Origin of the sequence: Bradyrhizobium sp. sGM-13, assembly GCF_018398875.1 — a bacterium.
In the GTDB taxonomy this organism is placed as follows: domain Bacteria; phylum Pseudomonadota; class Alphaproteobacteria; order Rhizobiales; family Xanthobacteraceae; genus Bradyrhizobium.
The window spans coordinates 123002-144763 of record NZ_JAGWDK010000004.1 but is presented as its reverse complement, the minus strand read 5'-3'; the positions used below and the strand labels follow the sequence as shown (position 1 = coordinate 144763).

Here is a 21762-nt window from a genome sequence, read left to right as displayed (position 1 = left end):
GAGAAGGGCGCATTCCAGCCGGTGGCGAAGCAACATGCCGGCACAAAAATACAGTAGTGGAGGAGCAGGATGGGCGTGGTCATGATCAAATGCCCCCGCACAGGACAAGGTATCTCGACAGGCATGAAGGCGGACCGGGAGAGCTTTCGATGCAGCCCGGTGTTTTTCGCGCGCACCTTTTGTTTGATCTGCCAGTCTAATCACGAATGGTTTGCCCGGGAGGCCTGGATTCACGAGCCTGAAGAAAAATGGCGCATGCTCGGGTCCGCGTTCGCCGTGTAATCGGCATAGGCTCATCGAGGCCTTGCGATCCGGTCAATGACCCCTTGGCCGTTGGCTGGTCGCCCCCCGTGTCGGTGTGCGCTGCCGCACTTCGTTCGCGTCGGCAAACAGGGAAGCCTCGGCCACAGGCGGCGGCGATTTCATCTCCTCCGTCAGCGTGATGCGATCGATTCGATGGCGCATGAGCTGGTAGCACTCGCATGCCGCCGCTTCGAGCCCCGGCCTGTCAATCTCAATCGAGCTCCGCCGATTGGATCGGATTCCACCCGAGGCGCGGAGCTTGCATACGACATGCGTCACCGTCGGGCGGCGCACACCGAGCAATTCAGAAAGCGTCTCTTGCGTCACCGGCAGGATGTCGCCGTCGGCACGATCGTGGAGTTGCAGCAACCATCTTGCCAGGCGCGCCGTCACCGAGTGCAGCGCATTGCAGGCAGCAACGTGTTGGAATTGGGCCATTAGCGCCCTGGTGTGGGTTTGAACCGTTCCCCTCAAGGCGCTGCTGCGTTCAACCGCCGCCTGAAACTGTGCCGGCGAAATCTGCAGCGCGGTCCCCGCCACTCGCGCCACCGCAGTCATCGGGGAGCGGGAAGGCCCCAGCGTAGTCAAGACACCCACGGCTCCTTCGTTGCCGACGACGGCAGTCGCGACGGTTTGTCCGCTTGGCATATCCATGACAAAGGCGATCAGGCCGCTAAGCGGGAAATAGATCCGCTCTATTGGATCGCCCGATCGCACCAACACGGTGTCCCGCTCAAGTGTAACCAGTCGGAAATGACGCACAAGCAAATCGAGGTCTGCCGGCGGCAACGCAGCTAACAGTCGATTACCAACTCTGGTCCTCTGCTCCATCACGGGAATACTCCCCAGACGGAGGCGCGGCTCGCTGCAGAAATTCCCGGTGCCGTCAGCGCTGCAAGCGGTAAACAGACCACGCCTGAGTAATGAATACGCCGTATGGGGGAAAGTTCCAGAGGATTCGCCAAGACCTAGCGCCCGCTTGGCCTCCGACTACAACTGCTGGAGACGCTACTAAGTCACGCGCCGTAAAGGTTGCGCGCGGCTAATTGCGGCGCCCTCGAAACCCCATCGCCAGCACGTAGCGCTCCGAGGAGTCCTGCCGGCTCGAGGCCGGCTTGACGTGACGCACGCTGGAAAAGTCGCGCTTCAATTGGCCGACGAGTTCGGCGTCGGCGCCGCTTTGAAACACTTTTGCCAGGAACGTCCCGCCGGGATTGAGCACCTCGGCGGCAAAGGCCGCGGCCGTCTCGACGAGGCCGATGATGCGGAGCTGGTCGGTCTTGCGGTGGCCGGTGGTGTTGGCCGCCATGTCGGACATTACGACGTCGGCGCGCCCGCCCATCATTGCGATCAGCTTTTCGGGTGCGTCCTCGGCCAGAAAGTCGAGCTGCGCGAAATCGACGCCGGGAATTTCCGGCATTTCCAGCAGATCGATCGCGACAACTTTGCCCTTGCCATTGATCGCGCCGACGCGCTTGGCCGCGATCTGGCTCCAGCCGCCGGGGGCCGCGCCGAGATCGACCACGGCATTGCCGGGCTTGAGAAACCGGTACTTGTCGTCGATTTCGATCAGCTTGTAGGCCGCCCGCGAGCGATAGCCCTCCCGCTTGGCCTTCGCCACGTAGGGGTCGTTGAGCTGCCGCTCCAGCCAGAGCTTCGACGACAGCTTGCGCTTGCCCGCGCTCTTGACCGTGACGTGCAGCCGTCCGGTGGTGTCTTTCGCCATATCGATACTTGTCTTGAAAATGCCAGTCCGGACCCGGAGCCTGGAATCAGTAGCACGGAAGTGGATGCGCATTGAAGCGAGTATCATGAGACCGCCGGACCCATCATCCTAACGTTCCTATTTGACCGTCGCGATTTCCAGGGACTCGACGGCCTGCGCAATAGAGGTGCTGTCTGCATAGGTCACCATGTGTCCGGCACCCCGGACGAGATGCAGGTCGGAACGACCCAGCACCTCGTGTAGACGGCTAGCCTGTTCGGGCTCGATAATCTGGTCTACCGTTCCATGGAAGATATGGACCGGGCACCGAATGCTCGGATAACGAGACTGGAACCGCGCTGCTTCCGGAATAAGGAACGCGCTTTCCTCAGCGGCCGCCCTTAGCTGCTTTGGCCTGAGCGTCAGGGACGCCGGAAAGCCGTGCTTGAAGTTTTCCGGGACAGAGCGTGGCGCAAAGAGCTTGCGAATGAGGGCCGGCAAAATGGCCCAGGAGATCATCGGCGCAACCGTGTAGCGGACCAGGTCCCCTAAGACCGGTATCGCTGGACCTGATAGCATCCAGAAGTCCAACCGCGGTGTGGGGAAGTAGTATCCGGAAGCAAGCACAAGACCGCGGATCGGGTAGTCAGTTTGAAATCCGATCGCGGCAGCGACCAGCGCACCCCAGGAGTGGCCGAGCACGACGGGATCGCGCACACCGAGCTGATTAAGAGCCTTTACGAACAGAGCCGCCTGCGACGTTGCAGTCCAGATCCGCGCGCGCGGCCGCTGGCTGTATCCGAAGCCCGGCCGATCAAAGCATATGACCCGGCTGCGACTGGCAAGACGATCCACGAGTCCGCTGATGATGAGATCCTGGATCATCGTGCCGTTGCCATGGAACAGCACGACGCACCGAGCTGCCGGGTCACCCCGTTCGAGATAATGCAGCCGCACACCATCGCAGTCGATGAAACGGCCGATCGGTGGGTTCTTTCGTTCGGCCAGGAACGAGAACAGTATATTCCCGATCACCAGAACAAGGAGGACACAGATGACGACGACAAAGATGGATTCGGCAGTGGACATTCGCTGAGCCTCGTGATGTGCGTAGCCAGCCGAATTGCGGCGGGTGAAGAGCCAGTCTGCGGCATAACCGCGACATGTTGCCGACGTTCCTAAGCAGTCGTTGCGAACTAAACGAGAAGCGCGGAAAAGATTCGAAGACTTGGAACAGTCCCACAGCGATTGCGTTGCTCGGGTCGGAGCTGGGGGAGTCATCAACCTGCAATCAGCGGAGAAACTAAGATGGCAAACCCACGCCAAGAGGAAAAGTCTACCCAAGGCATGGAAGACGCAGCACGCCGCGCCGGCGAGAGGACTGCTGAACAGGCCAGCCGGCTGGGACAAGCTGCAGCCGAACAGACGACGCGCGCCGGACAAGTGGCGGCCGAAGCCGGCGAGCAAGTGGCCCGGGCAAGTGCTACCCTATTCCAGCAAAACGCCGAGACGTTACAGAACACCTGGCGCTTCGGCCTGGATATGGCGACGACCGTTATGGGGCGGTCCACGGAGCAACTTGGTCGTTCGCTCGGCCTGTCAGGAGAGGGAGTGCAACAGGCAACCGAACGATCGGCCCGCAACGCGCAAACCATCCTATATACCGGCACAACGGCTGCCAAAGTGATGGGCGGCATTTCGCAGGAATACCTGCAGTTAGTTCGGCATCAAGTCGAGACGAACATAGACCGCATGAATGAATTGTGGGCCTGCCGAACTCCTCAGGAGGTTGCAGCCGTTCAGACAGACCTGGTCCGTGAGACCGTGGGTTCTGTTTTGGAAAGCAGCCGGCGGATCGCCGATATGTCGCTCAAATTGGCCGACGATGCCGGAAAGCAGATTAAGCAGAATATGGAAGAGGTACGGCGCGCCGCCTAGTGCGGGCCCTATTGCTCAGCTTTGAGGAAGAGCGGCTGGCTTTCAGCCGCTCTTCCAGTTTGCGGGCATAGCCCGGGACCCACACATCAGCACGGCCGCAGCGCGCCGTCCTCACGCATCATCTCCACCAGCATGCCCTCGCGCAGGCCGCGGTCGGCGACGCGGAGCCGAGGCAAAGGGAAGGCATCGCGGATCGCGTCGAGAATGGCGCAGCCGGCCAGCACCAGATCGGCGCGCTCGACGCTGATGCAGTTATTATTGGCCCGCTCCTGATAACTCATACCGAGCAGCCGCTGGATCACCGCCGTGACGTCGGGACCGTTCATCCAGATGCCATCGATGCGCCGGCGGTCGTAGCGCGGCAGGTTGAGATGGATGCCGGCAAGCGTCGTCACGGTGCCGGAGGTGCCCAGCATATGCATGTCGCGCAGATCGTTGCCGTGCTCGGCCGCAAACGGCGCCACATAGTCCGCGACTTCGCGCACCATCCGCGCATAGGATTCCGCCGTGACGTCACGTCCGCCGAAATGCTCGGCCAGCGTGACGACGCCGAGCGGGACCGACATCCACGCCTTGATGCGCGGCACCGCTTTCTGCTCTTCCGGATCGCGCTCGATCCGCACCAGCTCGGTCGACCCGCCGCCAATGTCGAACAGGATCGCGCCCCGCCCTTTGGCGTCGAGCAGCGGCGAGCAGCCGATCACGGCCAGGGTTGCTTCGGTCTCGCGATCGATCACCTCGAGCCGGATGCCGGTCTCGCTCGCGACGCGGGCACGAAAGCTGTCGGCATTGGCGGCGGCTCGGCAGGCTTCGGTTGCGATCAGCCGCAGGCGCTTGGCCTTACGGTAGCGGATCTTGTCGCTGCAGATGCTGAGCGCCGCGATGGCGCGCTCGATCGCCGCCTCGCTGATGGAACCGGTGGCGGAAATGCCCTCGCCAAGCCGGATGATCCGTGAAAACGAATCCACCACGCGAAAACCGTCGCCGGCCGGGTGGGCGATCAAGAGCCGGCAATTGTTGGTGCCAAGGTCGAGCGCGGCATAGACACCGTTTGCCTCGGCCGCCGCAACCGACCCTGACGGGCTGGCGCAGGCCTCAAGGGCTTCGCGCAGCCGCGTATCGTGGTTCATCAAAACTGTCTTTCCGCAGGCCGCGTCCGGGCCGCCGAAGAAAATCATCGTTCACGGAAACTTTAGCAGCGCCAAGGGGCTACGCAACAACCCATCACATAGGACTATGCCCAATCAGGCGTTGTCCGGGATTACACGGTACGTTATCTGAGCGGGAACCTGCGGAACCAAGAATCCAGCAAAAAATCCAAGAGAATCCCAAGCATTTCAGGTGTTTTCGATGCAAGATCACACGTCCGCCCCCTCCCTGGACAACGCTATCGCACTGCAAAAATACGGTGTGGGGCAGCCGGTGCGTCGCAAGGAAGACGACACGCTGGTGCGCGGCAGGGGCAAATACACCGATGATTTCACCCTGCCCGGCCAGGCCTATTGCTGGATGGTGCGCTCCAGCCATGCCCACGGAATCATCAGGGGAATCGGCACCGCCGCCGCCAAGGCGATGCCGGGGGTGCTCGGCGTCTGGACCGGCAAGGACCTCGAGGCCGCCGGCTACGGCCCCTTCACCTGCGGCCTGCCGCTGAAGAGCCGGGATGGCTCGCCGCTGTTGCAGACCAACCGTCCGGCGCTGGCAACCGACAAGGTTCGCTTCGTCGGCGACCCCGTGGCGTTCGTGGTCGCGGAAACGCTGGCACAGGCACGCGATGCGGCGGAGGCGATAGAGCTCGACATCGAGCCGCTGCCCGCCGTGACCGATGCGGCGGAAGCCGCAAAGCCCGGCGCGCCGCAGCTTTACGACCACATCCCGAACAACGTCGCGCTCGATTATCACTATGGCGATGCCGCCAAGATCGACGCCGCGTTCGCTGCCGCCGCCCATGTAACCAGGCTCGACATCGTCAACACCCGCGTCGCCGTGGTGTCGATGGAGCCGCGCGTCGCGCTGGCGGCCTACGACAAGGCCGCCGAACGCTTCACGCTGCAGGTGCCGACGCAAGGCGTTTCCGGCAACAAGGTGATGCTGGCCAGAATCCTCAATGTGCCGAACGACAAGGTGCGGATCCTGACCGCCAATGTCGGCGGCTCCTTCGGCATGAAGAATGTGAGCTATCCCGAATATACCTGCATCCTGCATGCGGCGAAGGCGCTGGGCCGTCCGGTAAAATGGACCGACGAACGCTCGACCAGCTTCCTCTCCGACAGCCACGGCCGCGCGCAACTCATCCACGCCGAACTGGCGCTCGATGCCGACGGCAAGTTTCTCGCGGTGCGGCTTTCCGGTTACGGCAATCTCGGCGCCTATATCACCGGCGTCGCGCCGGGGCCGCTGTCGCTCAACACGGGCAAGAACCTCGCCAGCGTCTACCGCACGCCGCTGCTTGGCGTCGATATCAAGACGGTTTTGACCAACACCACCTTGATGGGCGCCTATCGCGGCGCCGGCCGGCCCGAGGCGAACTACTACATGGAGCGGCTGATCGACCGCGCCGCCGACGAGATGGGCATCAACCGGCTGACGCTGCGCAAGCGCAACTTCATCAAGCCGTCGCAACTACCGTTCGCGGCGGCTTCTGGCGTCACCTATGACAGTGGCGACTTTGCAGGCGTCTTCAACAAGGCGCTGGAGATTTCCGACCATGCCAATTTTGCCAAGCGCAAGAAGGAGAGCCGGAAGAACGGCAAGCTGCGCGGCATCGCCGTTGGGTCGTATCTCGAAGTCACCGCGCCGCCGAGCGGCGAACTCGGCAAGATCACCTTCGAGCCGGACGGGTCGGTGAAGCTGACCACAGGCACGCTCGATTATGGCCAGGGCCACGCCACGCCGTTCGCCCAGGTGCTGTCGGCGCAGCTCGGCGTTCCCTTCGAGAAGATCACCATCGAGCAGAACGACAGCGATCTCGTCCGCTTCGGAAACGGCACCGGCGGCTCGCGCTCGATCACGGCGACCGGCCAGGCGATCGTGGAAGCCTCCGCGCTCGTGATCGCAAAGGGCAAGCAGGCGGCCGCGCATCTGATGGAGGCATCCGAAGGCGATATCGAATTTTCCAATGGCCGCTTCACCATCGCCGGCACCGATCGCTCGATCGGCATCATGGATTTGGCGAAGCGCCTGCGCGAGGGCAAGATGCCCGAAGGCGTGCCGCTGTCGCTCGACGTCGACCATGCCACCAAGGACACGCCGTCCACCTTTCCCAATGGCTGCCACGTCGCAGAAGTGGAAATCGATCCCGAGACGGGCGTGGTGCAAATCGTGCGCTACTTTGCGGTCAACGATTTCGGCACCGTGGTCAATCCAATGATCGTCGCCGGCCAGTTGCATGGCGGCGTCGCGCAGGGCATCGGGCAGGCGCTGATGGAGCAGGTCAGCTACGATGCCAGCGGCCAGCCGATCACCGGCTCGTTCATGGATTACGCGCTGCCGCGGGCCGAGGATATTCCGCCGATGGAGATCGGCGACCACCCCTCGCCGGCAAAATCCAATCCGCTGGGCACCAAGGGCTGCGGCGAAGCCGGCTGCGCCGGCAGCCTCGTCTGCGTCGTCAACGCGGTGGTCGACGCGCTGTCGGATTACGGCATCACCCATATCGACATGCCGCTGACGCCGGAACGGGTGTGGCGGGCGATTCAGGATGCGAAGTCGAAGGCGGCGGCGTAGAGCCCGCACAGCCCATCACATCTACAACTGTCATCGCCCGCGAAGGCGGGCGATCCAGTATTCCAGAGACGTTAGCGATCGAACCGTGAGGCCGCGGCGTACTGGATTCCCCGCCTGCGCGGGGAATGACGGATGAGATCGCGGCGCGCGCCCCTACCCACTACGCTGCCGCCTGCTCGCGCGGCTGGTAGATCGCGATGTGGTGGCAATGCGCCAACGGCGTGTTGCCGTTGCCGACGACCAGCGCGTCGAGCTCGACGAAACGGTGCCCCTTCTTGTCGTAATTGCCGACCACCTTCGCACGCGCGGTGATGACATCGCCGGCTCTCGCGGCCGACAAAAGCTGCATGCGGCTGCCGACATGAATCCACGGGCCCAGGATGGCATTGTCGACCAGCACCCGGTTCATCACCCGCTGCAGCAGGCCGGGATGACCGAGACCTTTCCTGGCGTAGATCGGATCGGTTTCCCTGATGTCGGCGAGATATCCCGCGGCCGCTTCGTCCGCCCAGTCGCGCGGGATGGTGCCGAGCCATTTGCCGACTTCATAGGAAGACGCGTTGACCGGCTTGCGTTCCGCCACCGCCGCGACTCCCCTGTAGTCTGCGATCGAAACAGCCGGTGCGGAGACCGGCAATGACGCGGTGCCGGTAGCACAAAGCTGGCCGCGGCTCTGTACCTCGATCGACAGCGTGCCGTTGCTTTCTTCCGCCGTGAGCTCCGCGAGTTCGCCGTCATAGACCGGCTTGACGAAGCGCGCCTCGATCAATCCGCGTTCCAGAAATGCGCGGCCCCATTTCGTCACCGGCTGATGCATCATGTAGGCCATCACGTCGACGCCGGGGACCAGCCCACCCGAGAACCCGAACCGCTTTGCAACAGTGTCGTCATGCATCTTGTTTTCGGATTGTTTGGCGGTGTTGTAGGCCTGGACGCGATACGACTCGATGGGCATGCCGGTTTCCTGTTGTTTTTGGTTGTTTTTCCGCCGGTTATGGTACGCAAAGAATGTGCCGAGGCAAGCGTGTTCCCCGCCCCTGTTTTCCTCGCATTCCCGCATCGAATAGGTTACCACGCGCGGACAAAAGAACCGCTGTCGAACGGATATGCCTGACGTGAACCCAACCCGCATCTATGTCGATGCCGACGCTTGCCCGGTGAAGGACGAGATCTATCGCGTCGCGATCCGCCACGGCCTGCCGGTCAGCGTCGTTGCGGGAAATTTCATCCGCGTGCCGCAGGATCCGCTGATCGAGCGCATCGCCGCCGGTTCCGGCATGGACGCCGCCGACGACTGGATTGCGGAGCGCGCCGGCCGCGGCGACATCGTCATCACGTCGGATATCCCGCTCGCCAGCCGCTGCGTGAAGGCCGGCGCCGAGGTGATCGCGCCGAACGGCAAGCCGTTTACGGAAGCATCGATCGGGATGACGCTTGCGGTGCGCAATCTGATGACCGACCTGCGCTCATCCGGCGAAGTGACCGGCGGTCCAAAGTCCTATGCACCGCGCGACCGCTCGACGTTTCTGTCAGCGCTCGACCAGACCATCCGCCGCATCCAGCGCCAGCGGGCGCAGCAGCCTGCGCCGAACCAGGGTTGAACGATGGCGCCGCCGCTGATCCAGTTGAAAGATATAAGGCTGACGTTTGGCGGCACGCCGCTGCTATCAGGCGTGGAATTGTCGGTGTCGTCGGGCGAGCGCGTCTGCCTGATCGGGCGCAACGGCTCCGGCAAATCGACATTGCTCAAGATCGCGGCCGGCCTGGTCGAGCCCGACAGCGGCAGCCGCTTCGTGCAGCCCGGCGCCACCATCCGCTACCTGCCGCAGGAGCCTGATTTCGGCGACCACAAGACCACGCTGGCCTATGTCGAGGCAGGCCTCGGCCCCGGCGACGATCACTACCAGGCACGCTATCTGGTCGAACAGCTCGGGCTCTCCGGCGACGAAGACCCTGCGCATATCTCAGGCGGCGAGGCCCGCCGCGCCGCGCTGGCGCGCGTGCTGGCGCCCTCGCCGGATATCCTGCTGCTGGACGAGCCGACCAACCATCTCGACCTTCCGACCATTGAATGGCTGGAAGCTGAACTGGAAAGCCGCCGCTGCGCACTCGTCATGATCAGCCACGATCGCCGGTTCCTTTCCAACCTGTCGCGCTCGACCGCCTGGCTCGACCGCGGCCAGATCCGGCAGATCGACCGCGGCTTCTCCGCATTCGAAGCCTGGCGCGACGAGGTGCTGGCGGAAGAAGAGCGCGAGCAGCACAAGCTCGACCGCAAGATCGTCAACGAAGAACACTGGCTGCGCTATGGCGTCTCGGGCCGCCGCAAGCGCAACGTCAAGCGGCTCGGCAATCTGCATGCGCTGCGCGACCAGCGGCGCAATTATCGCGGCGCTGCCGGCAATGCCAACCTCGCGGCCGCCGAAGCCGAAAAGTCTGGCCGGCTGGTCATCGAGGCGAAGAACATCGCCAAGGCCTATGGCGAGCGCAAGATCGTCGATAGCTTCTCAATTCGGGTCCAGCGCGGTGACCGCATCGGCATCGTCGGCCCGAATGGCGCCGGCAAGACCACGCTGGTTCATCTTTTGATCGGCAACGATCCGCCCGATAGCGGCACGATCCGGCTCGGCGCCAATATCGAAATGGCGACGCTGGACCAGCACCGCGAAAGCCTCGATCCGAAATCGACGCTGGCGGAAGCGCTGACCGGCGGTCGCGGCGACCATGTCATGGTCGGCGGCAAGCCGAAACACGTGGTCAGCTACATGAAGGACTTTCTCTTCGCGCAAGAACAGATGCGCACGCCGCTGGAGGTGCTTTCCGGCGGCGAGCGCGGCCGGCTGATGCTGGCACGAGCGCTGGCAAAGCCGTCGAACCTCTTGGTACTGGACGAGCCGACCAACGACCTCGATCTCGAAACGCTCGACGTGCTCGAGGAGATGCTCGGCGATTACGAGGGCACGGTGATGCTGATCAGCCACGACCGCGACTTCCTCGATCGCGTGGTGACGTCCGTGATCGTGCCGGAAGGCAATGGCCGCTGGATCGAGTATGCCGGCGGCTACACCGACATGCTGGCCCAGCGCGGCGAGGATTTGTCGCGGGAATCTGTCAATGGACCGGCGCCGATTGAGGAAAAGAAGGAGACCAGAGCTACCGCCCCTTCCGCCGCCTCAAAACGCCGGCTGAACTTCAACGAGAAGCACGCGCTGGAGACGCTGCCGAAAACGATCGCGAAATTGCAGGCCGAGATCGCAAAACAGCAGAAGCTGCTTGACGATCCCGACCTCTACGCCAAGGATCGCAAGAAATTCGACGCGGCGTCATCGGCGATTGCAAAAGCGCAGGAAGAGCTGGCCGCAGCCGAAGACCGGTGGCTGGAGCTTGAAGTTTTGCGGGAAGAAATCGAGCAAGCGTAGGATGGGTGGAGCGCAGCGATACCCATCATGATGGATCGACGGGATTTGATGGGTTTCGCTTCGCTCTACCCATCCTACGGGTTCACTACCCATCCTACGGACTCCAACAGAGAGAAGAGCATGACAACGCCCCTCGCCGCCAAAATCGCCCGTGAATACGGCACGCCCTGCGCGGTCATCGACATGGACCGCGTCGAGCGCAACATCGCCCGCATCCAGGTCGCCTGCGATACCGCCGGCGTCGCCAACCGGCCGCATATCAAGACCCACAAGAGCCCGCTGCTCGCACAGATGCAGATCGCAGCGGGGGCCAAGGGCATCACCTGCCAGAAGCTCGGCGAGGCCGAAGTGATGGCGGAGGCCGGGATCGACGACATCCTGATCAGCTACAATCTGATCGGCGAGGAGAAGATGGCCCGGCTGGCGGCGCTGCAGGCCAAGGCCAACATGACGGTCGCCGCCGACAATTCGACCGTGATCGCCGGCCTGCCGCAGGCGGCGGCTGCTTCGGGCCGACCGCTGTCGGTCGTGGTCGAGTGCGATACGGGGCGCAAGCGCGCCGGTGTCGAAACGCCGGCCGAAGCGATTGCGCTGGCGCGCGAGATCGCTGGCTCGAAGGGGCTGCAATTTGCGGGCTTCATGCTGTACCCGACCGAAACCGGCTGGGCTGAGGCACAGAAGTTTTTTGACGAGGCGCTGGCGGGCGTCCGCGCGCACGGGCTCGATGCGACGATGGTTTCGACCGGCGGCTCGCCCAATCTGAAAAATCTCGGCAAGCTGAAGGGCGCGACCGAGCATCGGCCCGGCACCTATATCTACAACGACCGCATGCAGGTCGCGGCCGGCGTCGCCGAATGGGACGACTGCGCGCTGAACATCTATTCCACAGTTGTGAGCCGCGCCGGACCGGACCGCGGCATTCTCGACGCCGGCTCGAAGACGCTGACCTCGGATCCCGGCGGCGGCCTCGACGGCTACGGACTGATCCTGGAGCACCCGGAAGCGAAGATCGCGCGCTTTGCCGAAGAGCACGGCTTCCTCGACCTGGCCCGCAGCAACACGCGGCCGAATGTCGGCGACGTCGTCCGGATCGTGCCCAACCATGTCTGCGTCGTCGTCAACATGATGGACGAAGTGGTGATGGTGCGTGGCGACGAGATCAACGGCACGCTGCCGGTCGCGGCAAGAGGGAAATTGCGGTAGGAAGGCCCCCGTAGGATGGGTAGAGCGCAGCGAAACCCATCGGGACTTGCCGGGCTGCGAAGTGATGGGTTTCGCTTCGCTCTACCCATCCTACGAATTAAGCCACCTCAGCGCACCCCGGCCCGCCGCTACGCCGGTGGCGAACGACGCTTGCAGCAGATACCCTCCCGTCGGCGCTTCCCAGTCGAGCATCTCACCGGCCGCGAACACGCCGGGCAAGCGGCGGAGCATGAAATCGGCATCGAGTTCGTCGAAGGCGATGCCGCCTGCGGTCGAGATCGCGCGCGCGATTGGTGACACACCATCAAGCTGCACAGGTACTGCCTGAATCATGCGGGCGAGATCAGCGGGCGACAGCGAAGATAGCGACATCCCGGATGCTTTGGCGGCCTCCTGCAACAGTCCGATAGCGACGGGCGAGAGATTTGCTGCCTTGCGGAGGAAATTCGAGAAGGATTGTTTGCCTTTTGCGGCGGACAATTTCGCTGTCAGTTCGCCGATCTCCGCGTCGGGACGCAGGGCAATGCTGAGCGCGGCCTGTCCATCGCGCTGGATTGCCTCGCGCAATTCGGCGGACAGCGCGTAGACCGCGCCACCCTCGATGCCGGTGCTGGTGACGATGGCTTCGCCACGTACTGTGTGTTGACCAAATGTCAGTGCCACGCCCTTGAGCGGTTGGCCTTCAAAGCGGTCGCGGAAAATATCCGACCAGGCGACGGTGAAACCGGAATTGGCCGGCCGGAACTGAGATATCTTCACCCCTCTTGCCGCTAGAATCTCCGTCCACGCGCCATCCGATCCGAGCCGCGGCCAACTCACGCCGCCGAGCGCCAGCACGGTTGCGCAGGGATCGACGACGAGCGGTCCACCAGGCGTTTCAAAGCGCAGGCGGCTCTGTTCGTCCCAGCCGACCCAGCGATGGCGTAGCGCAAACTGCACGCCTTGCGAGGCCAGCCGCCGCAGCCAAGCGCGTAACAAGGGCGACGCCTTGAAGGCTTTCGGAAACACCCGGCCGCTGGAGCCGACAAAAGTCTCCTGCCCCAGTGTCTCGCTCCAGTCGCGCAACGCCTGCGGTGGAAATGCTTCGATGGCGGCCGTCAGGTGCGGCATCGCCTCGCGATAGCGGACTAGGAATTGCGGCATCGGCTCGCTGTGCGTGAGGTTCAGCCCTCCGCGCCCCGCCATCAGGAATTTGCGCCCGGCTGACGGCATCGCGTCGTAAACGGTTACGCTGGCGCCGCCTTGCGCCAGCACTTCGGCGGCCATCAGCCCGGCGGGACCGGCACCGATGATGGCGGCGCTTTTGGAGTGCGAAGACATAGCGAGAGTGTAGCCGGATCGATGGTCCCGTAGGGTGGGCAAAGCGAAGCGTGCCCACCATTTTCACCGATGATGGGGATGCATGGTGGGCACGGCGCGCGACGCGCGCCTTTGCCCACCCTACGCGCTACGGATTCGCCGCCTCGCTACAGCTTAATCCCCGCCCTCGCCGCGGCCTGGGCGACGTACTTCTGCGTCTGCTCGAATGCGCTCTGCAGCGCCTTCGCCTTCGACACGTCGTCGATCTCGGCAAAATGCGCCGCGATGGCGTCGGGCGTCCAGTCGGACTGCGGCAGGTTAACGCCTTCGGTCTCGATGATCTTGATCACCGCAAACGAACCCGCGCCCGCGCCCATGATGGTGCGGGTCGGCGCGTCTTCGCTGAGCAGATATTCCACCGCGGGCGTGATCGCTTCGGGCTTCATCAGCGCCAGCGCCTGCGGCGGCAGCAGTTCTTCCGTCATGCGGGTCGCCGCGGTCGGCGAGATCGTGTTGACGCGGATGTTGTTCTTGCGGCCTTCCTCGGCCAGCACGTTCATCAGGCCGACCATGCCGGCTTTCGCCGCGCCGTAATTGGCCTGGCCGAAATTGCCGAACAGGCCAGACGACGAGGTGGTCAGCACGATGCGGCCATAGTTGCGCTCGCGCATGCCATCCCACACCGCCTTGCAGCAGTAAAACGTGCCGACGAGATGGACGTCGAGCACCTTGGCAAAGTCGGCGACATCCATTTTTCCAAACGACTTGTCGCGGAGAATGCCGGCATTGGCGCAGAGCAGATCGACACTGCCCCACTCCTTCGTAGCCCGCTCGACCATCGCGGTGACTTGTCCGAACTTGGAGACATCGGCGCCGTCGGCCATCGCCGTGCCGCCGGCTTTGCGGATTTCCTCGACCACGGATTCGGCCGGGGTCAGCGAGCCGCCGGTGCCGTCACGCGCGCCGCCGAAATCGTTGACCACCACTTTGGCGCCGCGGCTCGCCAGCCCCAGCGCATGCGCCCGTCCCAGACCATTGCCCGCGCCCGTGACGATTGCGACGCGTCCGTCAAACCTGATTGCCATGAGTATTGATCCCGATTGTTCCTGCCCGTCATGCCCGGGCGCCTGCCCCCGACTTGATCGGGTGTGACCCGGGCATCCATCAAAATTGAAGAGTTTTTGATCAGCGATGGATTGCCGGGTCAACTGGTTTGAAGACGCGCTTCGCGGTTTTGCCCGGCCAACCTATTTGAAATAGATCAGCCCGATCCAATCGGCGACCAACGCCGGCTTGTCTTCGCCCTCGATCTCGACGGTGACGTTGGTGCGCGACTGCAATTCCTTCGGCTTGCGCAGCTTGGCTTCCACCAGCGTGAACCGGCCGCGGACCCGCGAGCCGGCGCGGACCGGCGAGAGAAAGCGCAGCTTATCGAACCCGTAGTTGACGCCCATCGCCGTGCCCTCGATGACCGGCATCACCTCATACGACATGATGCTCATCAAGGACATCGTCAGAAAGCCGTGCGCGATGGTGTTGCCGAACGCGGTTTCCTTCTTCGCCCGTTCCGGGTCGACATGAATGAACTGATGGTCCTCGATCACGTCGGCATAGAGGTTGATCCGGCTCTGGTCGATCAGGTGCCACGACGACACGCCGATCTCCTTGCCGACCATGGCCTGATAGGCCTCAAACGAGACCGGCGGCTTCTTCCAGACTTCATTCATTGATTAGCTCTCCGACCCGGCGGTCCGCACTTTCTGCAGCTCCGGGAATTCTTCTTCGCGAAACTCGGCGCCGCGCAGCGCATCGCTGCGATTATTATCATGTTCGAGCCGACGCAACTGGACGCGGCGGATCTTTCCGGAAATCGTCTTCGGCAGTTCCGTCACCAGCTCGACCTTGCGGATGCGCTTGAACGGCGCGAGCCGGGTGTGCAGATGTTTGAAGATTGACAGCGCCGTCTCCGGCGAACGCTCCACGCCTGATACCAGCAGCACGTAGGCTTTTGGAATTGCGAGCCGGATCGGATCGGGACTTGGGACAACCGCGGCTTCAGCTACCCATTCATGCTCCAGCAGCACACTCTCCAGCTCGAATGGACTGATGCGATAGTCGGAAGATTTGAAGACGTCGTCGGAGCGGCCGACAAAGGTGAGATACCCCTCGTCATCGGCAAACACCACGTCGCCTGAGCGGTAGAGATCGCCGTCCGCGCCGCTCAATTTGCCGTCCTCGCCCTGATAGCCCTGCATCAGGCCTGCGGGACGGTCGGCGCCGAGCACCAGCGTCACCTCGCCCTCCTTGGTGACGTGGCCGTCATTGTCGGTGATCCGCACCCGGTAGCCTGGCAACGGACGGCCCATCGAGCCGATCTTCACCTTCTGGCCCGGCGAATTGCCGGCGAGCGCCGCAGTCTCGGTCTGGCCATAGCCGTCGCGGATGGTGAGACCCCAAGCCGCCTTCACCTGGTCGATCACTTCGGGATTGAGCGGCTCGCCGGCGCCGCAGACCTCGCGCAGGCTTACCTTGAAATCCGCGAGCTTCTCCTGAATGAACAGCCGCCAAACCGTCGGCGGCGCGCACAGCGTGGTGACGCCGCAGCGGCCGATCGTGGTGAGCAGGGCTTTGGCGTCGAAGCGCGGCTGGTTGACCACGAACACGGTGGCGCCGGCATTCCACGGCGCGAAGAAGCAACTCCAGGCATGCTTGGCCCAGCCCGGCGAAGAAATGTTGAGATGGACATCGCCCGGCTGCAGACCAAGCCAGAACATCGTCGAGAGGTGGCCGACGGGATAGCTGCGCTGGCTATGCCGCACCAGCTTTGGTTTCGCCGTGGTGCCCGAGGTGAAATAAAGCAGCATCGGATCGTCGACATTGGTCGGGCCGTCAGGTGTAAAGTCATCCGAGGCGCTGGCAGCCTGTTCAAAGGGCAGCCAGCCATCGTGGTTCGATGTCGCGCCGACCACGATGCGCACCAGTCCGTCGCCGCCGAGGCCCGCAAATTTCGCGACCTGATCCTGCGAGGCAACCACCGCCCGCGCCCTGCCCCGCTCGAGCCGATCGCGCAGTTCGTCCGGGGTGAGCAGCGTGGTGGCTGGGATAACGACCACACCGAGCTTCATCGCCGCCAGCATGGTCTCCCACAGCGGCACGACATTGCCGAGCAGCAACAACAAATGATCGCCGCGCCTCAGCCCCTGCGCCCGCAGGAACTTTGCGACGTGATTGGAGCGGCGCGACAGCGTGGCGAACGTGAGCTTTGTTTCCTTGTCGCCGGGATCGACAATCCAGAGCGCCGGGCGATCCCGGCTGTCAGGATTGCGCGCGAGCTCCGCGTCGAACCAGTCGAGCGCCCAGTTGAATGGAACCGGATCCGGCCAGCGAAATCCCTTCACTGCTGCATCGTAATCGGTGCGATGCTTGAGTAGAAAGGCGCGCGCTTCCTGGAAGGTCGTCATCAGGTCTCCGTTATGTCGCAGCGAGACTCCTAACGTGCTGGATAATCCCGGAAAAATCCACCCCGCCGTGACCCGCGGCATCGAAGGCCTTATAGATCTCCTGCGCGTGCTTGCCGAGCGGCGTCACCGCGCCCGCGGCATTGGCCGCATCCTGCGCCAGTGTCAGATCCTTCACCATCAGGGCCGACGCGAATCCCGGCTTATAATCGTTGTTAGCGGGCGAAGTCGGCACCGGGCCGGGCACCGGGCAATAGGACGTCAGCGCCCAGCATTGCCCCGATGAGGTCGAGGCGACATCGAACAACGCCTGATGCGACAGGCCCAGCTTTTCGGCGAGCGCAAAGGCCTCGCCGACGCCAATCATGGAAATCCCCAAGATCATGTTGTTGCAGATCTTGGCCGCCTGCCCTGCGCCGCCGGCGCCGCAATGGACGATCTTCTTGCCCATGTTCTCCAACACCGGTTTCGCCGCAGCAAACGCCTTTTCCTCGCCGCCACACATGAAGGTCAGCGTCGCGCCCTTGGCACCGCCGGTTCCGCCTGAGACCGGCGCATCGACCGAGAGCATGCCGTGCTTGGCCGCCAGCGCGTGCGCCTGCTTGGCGCTTTCGACGTCGATGGTCGAGCAATCGATGATCAGCGTGCCCTTGGTCATCACCGGAATGACCTCGTTCCAGACCGTTAGCACATGCTTGCCCGCCGGCAGCATGGTGATGACCACATCAGCGCCCTTGACGGAAGCGACCGAACTCTCGGCGATCGCGGCGCCGTCAGCCTTGGCCTGATCGCGCGAGGCTTCGACCAGATCGAACGCGGTCACCTTGTGGCCGGCCTTGACCAGATTGGCCGCCATCGGACCGCCCATATTGCCGAGGCCAATGAATGCGATATTTGCCATCTCGAATCCTCCGCTAAACTTTCTTGTTCTGATCAGGGAAATCTGAGTTCGTCAGCGCCGATCTCGGCGAGATAAGCCGCGACCATTTCCGGCGTCACGTCTTCGATTCTCGGCGGCGACCATCTTGGATTGCGGTCCTTGTCGATTACGGCGGCGCGCACGCCCTCGCGAAAATCGTCGCTCGCAAACACTTCCAGCGCGGCGCGATATTCCCGCACCAGGCATTCCTCCAGCGAGCGCGCGCTGCGCGCCAGCCGCAGCAGCTTGAGCGTCACGACCATGCCGCGCGGCGACTTTTCGTTCAGCGTCTTCAGCGTCGCCTGCGCAAAATCAGAACCATCGCGCTGCAGCGCCGCGATGATGTCTTCCATGCGGTCGTGGGAGAACAACGCATCGATCTTCGCCTGCTGCACGGCGACCGGCCCGGCCGTCTCTCCAGTCGAGAAGCCGTCGATCAGCTTCCTGACGTCGGCCGCCGTCGTGCCCGACGCCACCTTCGTCAATGCCTCGCGCAAGGCCGGCAGTTTTGATGACGGCACCACCGCATCGGCAAACTTTGCATGAATGGCATCCGGACCGTTCATGGTCTGCCCGGTCAATCCAAAATAGGTGCCGATCTCGCCCGGCGAATGCGACAACAGCCAGGTACCGCCGACGTCAGGGAAGAAGCCGAGGCCGACCTCGGGCATCGCGAGCTTCGTCTTTTCGGTGACGACGCGATGACTCGAGTGCGCGGAGAGCCCGACGCCGCCGCCCATCACGATGCCATTCATGAAGGCGACATAGGGTTTTGGGAACTTCTTGATGCGGGCGTTGAGGATGTATTCGTCCCGCCACAGGATCTTGCCGAGATCGCCCTTGACCTTGGAGCTTTCCCAGAGCGCGCGGATGTCGCCGCCGGCGCAAAGGCCGCGTTCGCCGGCACCTTCTAGCACGATCACCGCAATATCAGGATCCGCCTCGAAGACATCGAGCGCCTTGTCGATGTCGTGGAACATCTCCAGCGTCACGGCATTGATCGCCTTCGGCCGGTTCAGGCGGATGATGCCGGCCGTGCCTTCCTTGCGCGCGATCAGGTCGCCGTCTGCAATGGCCGCATCCGTCATCGCGCGCCCTCGATCAGCTTGCGCGACACGATCAGCCGCATGATTTCGTTGGTGCCTTCCAGAATCTGGTGCACGCGCAGATCGCGCACGATCTTCTCGATGCCGTATTCGCTCAAGTAGCCGTAGCCGCCATGCAGTTGCAGCGCCTGGTTGGCGACCTCGAAGCCGACATCGGTGCCAAAACGTTTTGCCATCGCGCACAGCATGGTGGCGTCGGGATCCTTGCGGTCGAGCGCAGCGGCCGCGCGCCAGACAAAGGTCCGCGCCGCTTCCAGCTCGGTCGCCATGTCGGCGAGGCGGAACTGCAGCGCCTGGAATTCATCGAGACGTTTGCCGAAGGCTTTTCGCTCCTTCATGTAAGCGAGCGACTTGTCGAGCGCGCTCTGCGCGCCGCCGAGCGAGCACGCCGCGATATTGAGGCGGCCGCCGTCGAGCCCGGCCATCGCGATCTTGAAGCCGATACCCTCCTCGCCCAGCCGGTTCTCGACCGGCACGCGGGCATTCTCGAAGATCACGGCGCGCGTCGGCTGCGCGTTCCAGCCCATCTTGCGCTCGTTGGCACCGAACGAGACACCGGGCGTTTCGGCCGGGATCACCAGCGTGGAGATGCCGCCCGGCCCGTCGCCACCGGTCCGCACCATCACGACGTAGAGGTCGCCGCCACCGGCACCCGAGATGAACTGTTTCTGGCCATTGAGCACGTAATGATCGCCGTCGCGCACGGCGCGGGTGCGGAGTGCCGCGGCGTCCGAGCCGGATCCCGGCTCGGTCAGGCAATAGCTTGCCAGCAGCTCCATGGTGCAGAGCTTTGGCAACCACTTTTGCCGCTGGCTGTCATTGCCATAGGCATCGATCATCCAGGACGCCATGTTGTGGATCGAAATGAAGGCCGACACCGTCGGGCAGCCGGTCGCCAGCGCCTCGAAGATCAGCGCCGCGTCGAAGCGTGTCATCGCGGAACCGCCGACGTCGTCCTTGATGTAGATGCCGCCGATGCCGAGGCCTGCGGCCTCGCGCATCACGTCGACAGGAAAATGCTTCTCCTCGTCCCAGCGCAGCGCATGCGGCGCGATCTTCTCGGCCGCAAACGCTCGCGCCATGTCGCGAACCGCGATTTGATCCTCGTTGAGGGCGAACTGCATCTTGCGCTCGCGCTAACGGGCTTACTTCATCAACGGAATCGAGAACTCCGCACCCTCCTTGACGCCGGACGGCCAGCGCGAGGTCACCGTCTTGGTCTTGGTGTAGAAGCGGACCGAGTCCGGGCCGTGCTGGTTGAGATCGCCGAACCCCGACTTCTTCCAGCCGCCGAAGGTGTAATAGGCGATCGGCACCGGGATCGGCACGTTGATGCCGACCATGCCGACATTGACCTTGGCGGCAAAGTCACGCGCCGCGTCGCCATCGCGGGTGAAGATCGCAACGCCGTTGCCGTAATCGTGTTCGGACGGCAGCGCGAGGGCTTCCTTGTAGTCGTGGGCGCGCACCACCGAGAGCACCGGGCCAAAGATCTCTTCCTTGTAGATCCGCATGTCCTTGGTGACGTTGTCGAACAGCGAGCCGCCGAGATAAAAACCCTTCTCGTAGCCCTGCATCTTGAAGCCGCGGCCGTCGACGGCGAGCGTGGCGCCTTCCTTGATGCCGATATCGATGTAGTTCTTCACCTTCTCGACCGCCTCGCGGGTGACCAGCGGGCCGTAATCAGCGGACGGATCGACCGAGGTTCCGATCTTGAGCGACTCCACGCGCGGGATCAGCTTTTCCATCAGCCGATCGGCGGTGGTCTTGCCGACGGGAACGGCGACGGAGACCGCCATGCAGCGCTCGCCGGCCGAGCCGTAACCGGCCCCGATCAGCGCGTCGACCGTCTGGTCCATGTCGGCGTCGGGCATCACGATGGCGTGGTTCTTGGCGCCACCAAAACACTGGCAGCGCTTGCCGGTCTGGGCGGCGCGCTCATAGATGTACTGCGCGATCGGCGTCGAGCCGACGAAGCCGATCGCCTTGATATCGGGGTCGTCGAGAATGGCGTCGACAGCTTCCTTGTCGCCGTTGACGACGTTGAGGATGCCGGGCGGCAGCCCCGCTTCCATCATCAATTCGGCCAGCCGCATCGGGACGCCGGGATCGCGCTCCGAAGGTTTTAGGATAAAGGCGTTGCCGCAGGCGATCGCGGGCGCGAACTTCCACATCGGGATCATCGCCGGGAAATTGAACGGCGTGATGCCGGCGACGACGCCCAGCGGCTGGCGCAGCGAGTAGATGTCGATGCCGGGGCCGGCGCCTTCGGTGTATTCACCCTTCAGCAGATGCGGAATGCCGCAGGCGAATTCCGCGACTTCGAGGCCGCGCTGGATGTCGCCCTTGGCATCGGGAACGGTCTTGCCGTGCTCGCGCGCCAGGAGCTCAGCGAGCTTGTCATAGTCGCGCTGCACCAGCTCCAGGAACTTCATCATCACCCGCGCGCGGCGCTGCGGATTGGTGTTGGCCCATTCGGGCTGGGCAAGCGTGGCGTTTTCGACAGCCGCGCGGACTTCCGCTCTTGAGGCCAGCGCCACCTTGGCCTGGACGTCGCCTGTCATCGGCTCAAACACGTCGGCCGTCCGGCCGGACGTTCCCTTGACCTCTTTGCCGCCGATAAAGTGTCCGATTGAGCGCATGAATGATCTCCCTAAGGTCCCGTCTGGGATCGCTTTCGAGCCCC

19 protein-coding genes are annotated in these 21762 nt (G+C 63.4%); 6 read left to right on the top strand and 13 right to left on the bottom strand.

The window, feature by feature from the left end; all coding sequences use genetic code 11:
• Window positions 1-69: 69 nt before the first annotated feature.
• Entirely contained in the window at window positions 70-282 is a 213-nt protein-coding gene (locus KJQ96_RS07220; protein WP_213285990.1) for a hypothetical protein, read from the top strand.
• A gap of 33 nt (window positions 283-315) precedes the next feature.
• On the opposite strand, the gene KJQ96_RS07215 is transcribed toward KJQ96_RS07220, so the two are convergent.
• The 3 genes from KJQ96_RS07215 to KJQ96_RS07205 all read right to left on the bottom strand — a co-directional run bounded on the left by KJQ96_RS07215 (window position 316) and on the right by KJQ96_RS07205 (window position 3097).
• The gene (locus tag KJQ96_RS07215) at window positions 316-1134 is read right to left on the bottom strand and encodes a Crp/Fnr family transcriptional regulator (protein WP_213286231.1); all 819 of its coding nucleotides are present in this window, start codon (window positions 1132-1134) and stop codon (window positions 316-318) included.
• Between the two features lie 211 nt (window positions 1135-1345).
• Window positions 1346-2029 (bottom strand): RlmE family RNA methyltransferase, encoded by a 684-nt coding sequence (locus KJQ96_RS07210; protein ID WP_213285989.1) that lies wholly within the window; start codon window positions 2027-2029, stop codon window positions 1346-1348.
• Between the two features lie 117 nt (window positions 2030-2146).
• Entirely contained in the window at window positions 2147-3097 is a 951-nt protein-coding gene (locus KJQ96_RS07205; RefSeq protein ID WP_213285988.1) for an alpha/beta fold hydrolase, read from the bottom strand.
• Window positions 3098-3316: 219 nt separating this feature from the next.
• Here KJQ96_RS07205 and phaP point away from each other — a divergent pair, with 219 nt between their 5' ends.
• Window positions 3317-3946, top strand: a complete 630-nt coding sequence (gene phaP / locus KJQ96_RS07200) for a phasin family protein (RefSeq protein ID WP_213285987.1) — start codon at window positions 3317-3319, stop codon at window positions 3944-3946.
• Window positions 3947-4032: 86 nt separating this feature from the next.
• Here the strand turns inward: phaP and KJQ96_RS07195 are convergent, their stop codons facing one another.
• Window positions 4033-5076 (bottom strand): Ppx/GppA phosphatase family protein, encoded by a 1044-nt coding sequence (locus KJQ96_RS07195; RefSeq protein WP_213285986.1) that lies wholly within the window; start codon window positions 5074-5076, stop codon window positions 4033-4035.
• Between the two features lie 220 nt (window positions 5077-5296).
• Here KJQ96_RS07195 and KJQ96_RS07190 point away from each other — a divergent pair, with 220 nt between their 5' ends.
• Window positions 5297-7672: a xanthine dehydrogenase family protein molybdopterin-binding subunit gene (locus tag KJQ96_RS07190; RefSeq protein ID WP_213285985.1), complete on the top strand. Its 2376-nt coding sequence runs from the start codon at window positions 5297-5299 to the stop codon at window positions 7670-7672.
• Between the two features lie 160 nt (window positions 7673-7832).
• Here KJQ96_RS07190 and KJQ96_RS07185 read toward each other — a convergent pair whose 3' ends face one another.
• Complete coding sequence (locus KJQ96_RS07185) at window positions 7833-8627, bottom strand: hypothetical protein (RefSeq protein WP_213285984.1); 795 nt, start codon at window positions 8625-8627, stop codon at window positions 7833-7835.
• Between the two features lie 151 nt (window positions 8628-8778).
• On the opposite strand from KJQ96_RS07185, the gene KJQ96_RS07180 reads away from it, so the two are divergent.
• The 3 genes from KJQ96_RS07180 to KJQ96_RS07170 all read left to right on the top strand — a co-directional run bounded on the left by KJQ96_RS07180 (window position 8779) and on the right by KJQ96_RS07170 (window position 12294).
• Window positions 8779-9273 (top strand): YaiI/YqxD family protein, encoded by a 495-nt coding sequence (locus KJQ96_RS07180; protein ID WP_213285983.1) that lies wholly within the window; start codon window positions 8779-8781, stop codon window positions 9271-9273.
• A gap of 3 nt (window positions 9274-9276) precedes the next feature.
• Window positions 9277-11091 (top strand): ABC-F family ATP-binding cassette domain-containing protein, encoded by a 1815-nt coding sequence (locus KJQ96_RS07175; protein WP_213285982.1) that lies wholly within the window; start codon window positions 9277-9279, stop codon window positions 11089-11091.
• A gap of 120 nt (window positions 11092-11211) precedes the next feature.
• Window positions 11212-12294: a D-TA family PLP-dependent enzyme gene (locus tag KJQ96_RS07170; RefSeq protein WP_213285981.1), complete on the top strand. Its 1083-nt coding sequence runs from the start codon at window positions 11212-11214 to the stop codon at window positions 12292-12294.
• A 90-nt stretch (window positions 12295-12384) separates the two neighbouring features.
• On the opposite strand, the gene KJQ96_RS07165 is transcribed toward KJQ96_RS07170, so the two are convergent.
• The 8 genes from KJQ96_RS07165 to KJQ96_RS07130 all read right to left on the bottom strand — a co-directional run bounded on the left by KJQ96_RS07165 (window position 12385) and on the right by KJQ96_RS07130 (window position 21718).
• Window positions 12385-13614 (bottom strand): TIGR03862 family flavoprotein, encoded by a 1230-nt coding sequence (locus KJQ96_RS07165; protein WP_213285980.1) that lies wholly within the window; start codon window positions 13612-13614, stop codon window positions 12385-12387.
• Between the two features lie 146 nt (window positions 13615-13760).
• Complete coding sequence (locus tag KJQ96_RS07160) at window positions 13761-14678, bottom strand: SDR family NAD(P)-dependent oxidoreductase (protein ID WP_213285979.1); 918 nt, start codon at window positions 14676-14678, stop codon at window positions 13761-13763.
• Window positions 14679-14840: 162 nt separating this feature from the next.
• A complete protein-coding gene (locus tag KJQ96_RS07155; protein ID WP_213285978.1) occupies window positions 14841-15320 on the bottom strand; it encodes a MaoC family dehydratase in 480 nt (159 codons plus the stop codon).
• Between the two features lie 3 nt (window positions 15321-15323).
• Complete coding sequence (locus KJQ96_RS07150; RefSeq protein ID WP_213285977.1) at window positions 15324-17054, bottom strand: AMP-binding protein; 1731 nt, start codon at window positions 17052-17054, stop codon at window positions 15324-15326.
• A 10-nt stretch (window positions 17055-17064) separates the two neighbouring features.
• A complete protein-coding gene (mmsB, locus tag KJQ96_RS07145) occupies window positions 17065-17952 on the bottom strand; it encodes a 3-hydroxyisobutyrate dehydrogenase (RefSeq protein ID WP_213285976.1) in 888 nt (295 codons plus the stop codon).
• A gap of 32 nt (window positions 17953-17984) precedes the next feature.
• Complete coding sequence (locus tag KJQ96_RS07140) at window positions 17985-19058, bottom strand: enoyl-CoA hydratase/isomerase family protein (RefSeq protein WP_213285975.1); 1074 nt, start codon at window positions 19056-19058, stop codon at window positions 17985-17987.
• Window positions 19055-20200, bottom strand: coding sequence for an isobutyryl-CoA dehydrogenase (locus tag KJQ96_RS07135; protein ID WP_213285974.1), 1146 nt, complete (start codon window positions 20198-20200; stop codon window positions 19055-19057). Before KJQ96_RS07135 ends, KJQ96_RS07140 begins: the two co-directional genes overlap by 4 nt.
• 21 nt (window positions 20201-20221) lie before the next feature.
• Window positions 20222-21718: a CoA-acylating methylmalonate-semialdehyde dehydrogenase gene (locus tag KJQ96_RS07130; protein WP_213285973.1), complete on the bottom strand. Its 1497-nt coding sequence runs from the start codon at window positions 21716-21718 to the stop codon at window positions 20222-20224.
• Window positions 21719-21762: the final 44 nt, after the last annotated feature.